General features: G+C 72.1%; 3 protein-coding genes. 1 reads left to right on the top strand and 2 read right to left on the bottom strand.

Going from position 1 to position 3,246, the window contains the following annotated elements:
• Nucleotides 1-186: 186 nt before the first annotated feature.
• A complete protein-coding gene (locus E1293_RS45845) occupies nucleotides 187-1,749 on the top strand; it encodes a FadD3 family acyl-CoA ligase (protein WP_132206259.1) in 1,563 nt (520 codons plus the stop codon).
• On the opposite strand, the gene E1293_RS45840 is transcribed toward E1293_RS45845, so the two are convergent.
• On the bottom strand, nucleotides 1,733-2,626 hold the full coding sequence (locus E1293_RS45840) for an acyl-CoA dehydrogenase family protein (protein ID WP_132206257.1): 894 nt from the start codon (nucleotides 2,624-2,626) through the stop codon (nucleotides 1,733-1,735). The genes E1293_RS45845 and E1293_RS45840 overlap by 17 nt on opposite strands.
• Nucleotides 2,623-3,192: an acyl-CoA dehydrogenase family protein gene (locus E1293_RS45835; protein ID WP_424923736.1), complete on the bottom strand. Its 570-nt coding sequence runs from the start codon at nucleotides 3,190-3,192 to the stop codon at nucleotides 2,623-2,625. Before E1293_RS45835 ends, E1293_RS45840 begins: the two co-directional genes overlap by 4 nt.
• Between the last annotated feature and the right edge of the window lie 54 nt (nucleotides 3,193-3,246).

Genomic DNA, 3,246 nt, shown 5'->3' with positions numbered 1-3,246 from the left:
GACGTGGAGGGAGCGACGGAAGGGCATGGGCACCTCGACCGGGGTGGGGGGGCCACGAATCTCCATCGAGTGAAACACCGATTCGGACAAAAGTGAATGACCCTCGCGTTAGGTAACGTACCGGGGGTACCGATGAGCGGGATGCGGGAGCGCGATAGGCTCCGGCCGCGCCCATCATGGAGGGTTATGAGCGAGCTGACGATTCCGGGGTTGCTGGCGCGGGCCGCGAAGGAGTTTCCGGACGCGGAGGCGGTCGTGGACGGCGGTGTCCGGGTCACCTACGCCGGGCTGCGGGAGCGGGTCCGCGAGGCGGCGGGCGCGTTCGCCGGTGCCGGGATCGAGCCGGGGGACCGGATCGCCATCTGGGCGCCCAACGGCCTGTCCTGGATCGTCACCGTGCTCGGCGCCATGGGCGCGGGCGCGACGCTCGTCCCGCTCAACACCCGGTTCAAGGGCGACGAGGCGCGCTGGCCGCTCACCAAGGCCGAGGTGAAGGTCCTGTTCGTCGAGGACGGGTTCCTCGGCATCGACTACCCCGGCATGCTCGGGCTGGACGAGTCGGGCGCCATCCCCGGCCTGCCCGCGCTGGAGAGCGTCGTCACCTTCAACGGGACGGCGCGTCCGGGCGTCATCGCCTGGGACGAGTTCGTATCCAAGGCCGTGTCGCCCGAGGAGGCCGACGCGCGCGCGGCGGCGGTCCGCCCGGACGACATCGCCGACATCCTGTTCACGTCCGGGACGACCGGCAAGCCCAAGGGCGCCATGTGCACCCATGAGCAGAACGTCCGGACGTACACGGCCTGGACGGGACGCACCGGCGTGCACGCCGGCGACCGCTACCTCATCGCCAACCCGATGTTCCACACGTTCGGCTACAAGGCGGGCGTGCTGGCGTGCCTGCTGAAGGGCGCCACGATGGTGCTGCAGCGCACCTTCGACGTCCCGGAGACGCTGCGCCTGATCGAGCAGGAGAAGGTCACCGTCCTGCCCGGCCCGCCGACCATCTACACCTCGCTGCTCGACGCCCCGGGCAAGGACGACCACGACCTCTCCTCGCTCCGCCTCGCCGTGACGGGCGCCGCGGACGTGCCGGTCACGCTGGTGCGGCGCATCAAGGCCGAGTTGTTCCCGCAGGTCGTCACCGCGTACGGGCTGACGGAGTCGTCCGGCACCGTGTCGGCGTGCTCGGTGGACGACGATGACGAGACCATTGCGACCACGTGCGGCAGGGCCATCGCCGACGTCGAGATCTCCATCGTCGACGACAAGGGGCATGCGGTCCCGGCGGGCACGGACGGCGCGGTCCTCGTCCGCGGCTACAACGTGATGAAGGGCTACCTCGGCGAGCCCGAGGAGACCGCCAAGACCATCCGCGACGGGTGGCTGGACACCGGCGACCGCGGGCGCCTCGACGAGCGCGGCAACCTCACCATCACCGGCCGGACCAAGGAGATGTTCGTCGTCGGCGGCTTCAACGTGTACCCGGCCGAGGTCGAGGACGTCCTCGCCCGGCACGACGCGGTCGCCGAGTCGGGCGTCGTCGGCATCCCGGACGCGCGCATGGGCGAGGTCGGCCGCGCCCACGTCCGGCTGCGCCCCGGCCGGGAGGCCACCGCCGAGGAGCTGATCGCGCACTGCCGGGAGCGGCTCGCGAACTTCAAGGTCCCCCGGGAGGTCGTCTTCGTGGACGACCTCCCGAAGACCGCGTCCGGCAAGGTCCGGCGGGTCGACCTCAAACCGCGGACATGACCCGCGCCCTGTGCTCGGCCACCGAGCCCCACGCCGAGTACAGGGCCCGCGCCTTGCGGATCCACAGCGACGGGTCGTACTCGTCGGTGTAGCCGATCGCGCCGTGCACCTGGAGGGCGGTCTTGGCCAGCCCGTAGGACGCCTCGGACGCGGCGGCCTTGGCGGCCGACGCGTCCCGCGCGAAGTCCGGCGTCCCGTACGACAGCGCCGCCCCGTAGAGCAGCGGGCGGGCGAACTCCAGCTCGACCATCGCGCTCGCCAGGTGGTGCTTGATCGCCTGGTACTCGCCGATCGGACGCCCGAACTGCTGCCGCGTCTTGGCGTACTCGACGGACACGTCCAGCAGCGCCTGCCCGAGCCCGACCTGCTGCGCCGCGCACAGCAGCGCGCCCAGTTCGGTGAAACCGGCACCGCCCTCGACGCGGAACAGCCGCCGCGCCGGGTCGAGGGAGGTCAGCGCCTCCCCGGGCTGCCGCTCGACGCCGTCCACGGTCAGCACGAGGTCGGCGACGTCGGCGTCCAGCGCGTGCGGGACGGCCAGCGACACGATCGCCTCGCCCTCCGCGATCCGCGGCAGCCACGGCGACCCGCCCAGCAGCTCGGCGGCGGCGAGCGTCTCGACGTACGGGCCGGGCGCGGCGGCGCGGCCCAGCTCCTCCATCGCGACGACCAGCTCGACCGGCAGCAGCCCGGCACCGCCGGACTCCTCCGGCACGGCCACCGCGAACACCCCGGCCTCGGCGACCGCCGCCCACAGCTCCCGTCCGGGACCGGTGTCCCCGGCCGCCCACGAGCGGGCCGCCTTCGCGCCGCCGGCCAGCACCTTGCGCAGCGTCTCGCCGAACATCCGCTGCTCGGCGGAGAGAACGAACCTCATCGTGATCCCCTCGGCAGGCCGAGCAGGCGCTCGGCGATGACGTTGCGCTGGATCTCGTTGGTGCCCGCGTAGATGGGGCCGGCCAGCGAGAACACGTAGTTCTCCAGCCACTCCGACGCCAGCTCGCCGTCCGGGCCGAGCAGGTCGAGCGCCGTCTCGTGCAGCGCCACGTCCAGCTCCGACCAGAAGATCTTGTTCAGGCTGGACTCGGACCCGATGTCGTCGCTCCGCGAGATCGTCTCGAACCCCTTCAGCCGGTACGCCCGCGACCTGATCCAGATGTCGGCGACCCGGTCCCGCAGCGCCGTGTCGGACGGGTCGGCGCGCTCCTTCCACAGCTCCACGAGCCGCTCGGCCGCCGCCGTGAACCGCCCGGGGCTGCGCAGCGTGAGGCCGCGCTCGTTGCCGGCCGTGGCCATCGCGACCCGCCAGCCGTTCCCGGGCGCGCCGATGACGTCCTCGTCCGGGACGAACACCTTGTCGAGGAACAGCTCGGCGAACGCGGGCTTGCCGTCCAGCCGCCCGATCGGGCGCACGGTCACGCCCTCGGCATCCAGCGGAAACATCAGATACGTGAGCCCTTTGTGCCTACTCCTTGTGGGGGGACGACCCCCCACACC

Source organism: Actinomadura darangshiensis, assembly GCF_004349235.1.
In the GTDB taxonomy this organism is placed as follows: domain Bacteria; phylum Actinomycetota; class Actinomycetes; order Streptosporangiales; family Streptosporangiaceae; genus Spirillospora; species Spirillospora darangshiensis.
This window is presented reverse-complemented; position numbering and strand designations above follow the sequence as displayed.

Coding starts and splice junctions, on each gene's coding strand:
- E1293_RS45835 (WP_424923736.1), bottom strand. CDS start 3,192: ATGTTTCCGCTGGATGCCGAGGGCGTGACCGTGCGCCCGATCGGGCGG.
- E1293_RS45845 (WP_132206259.1), top strand. CDS start 187: ATGAGCGAGCTGACGATTCCGGGGTTGCTGGCGCGGGCCGCGAAGGAG.
- E1293_RS45840 (WP_132206257.1), bottom strand. CDS start 2,626: ATGAGGTTCGTTCTCTCCGCCGAGCAGCGGATGTTCGGCGAGACGCTG.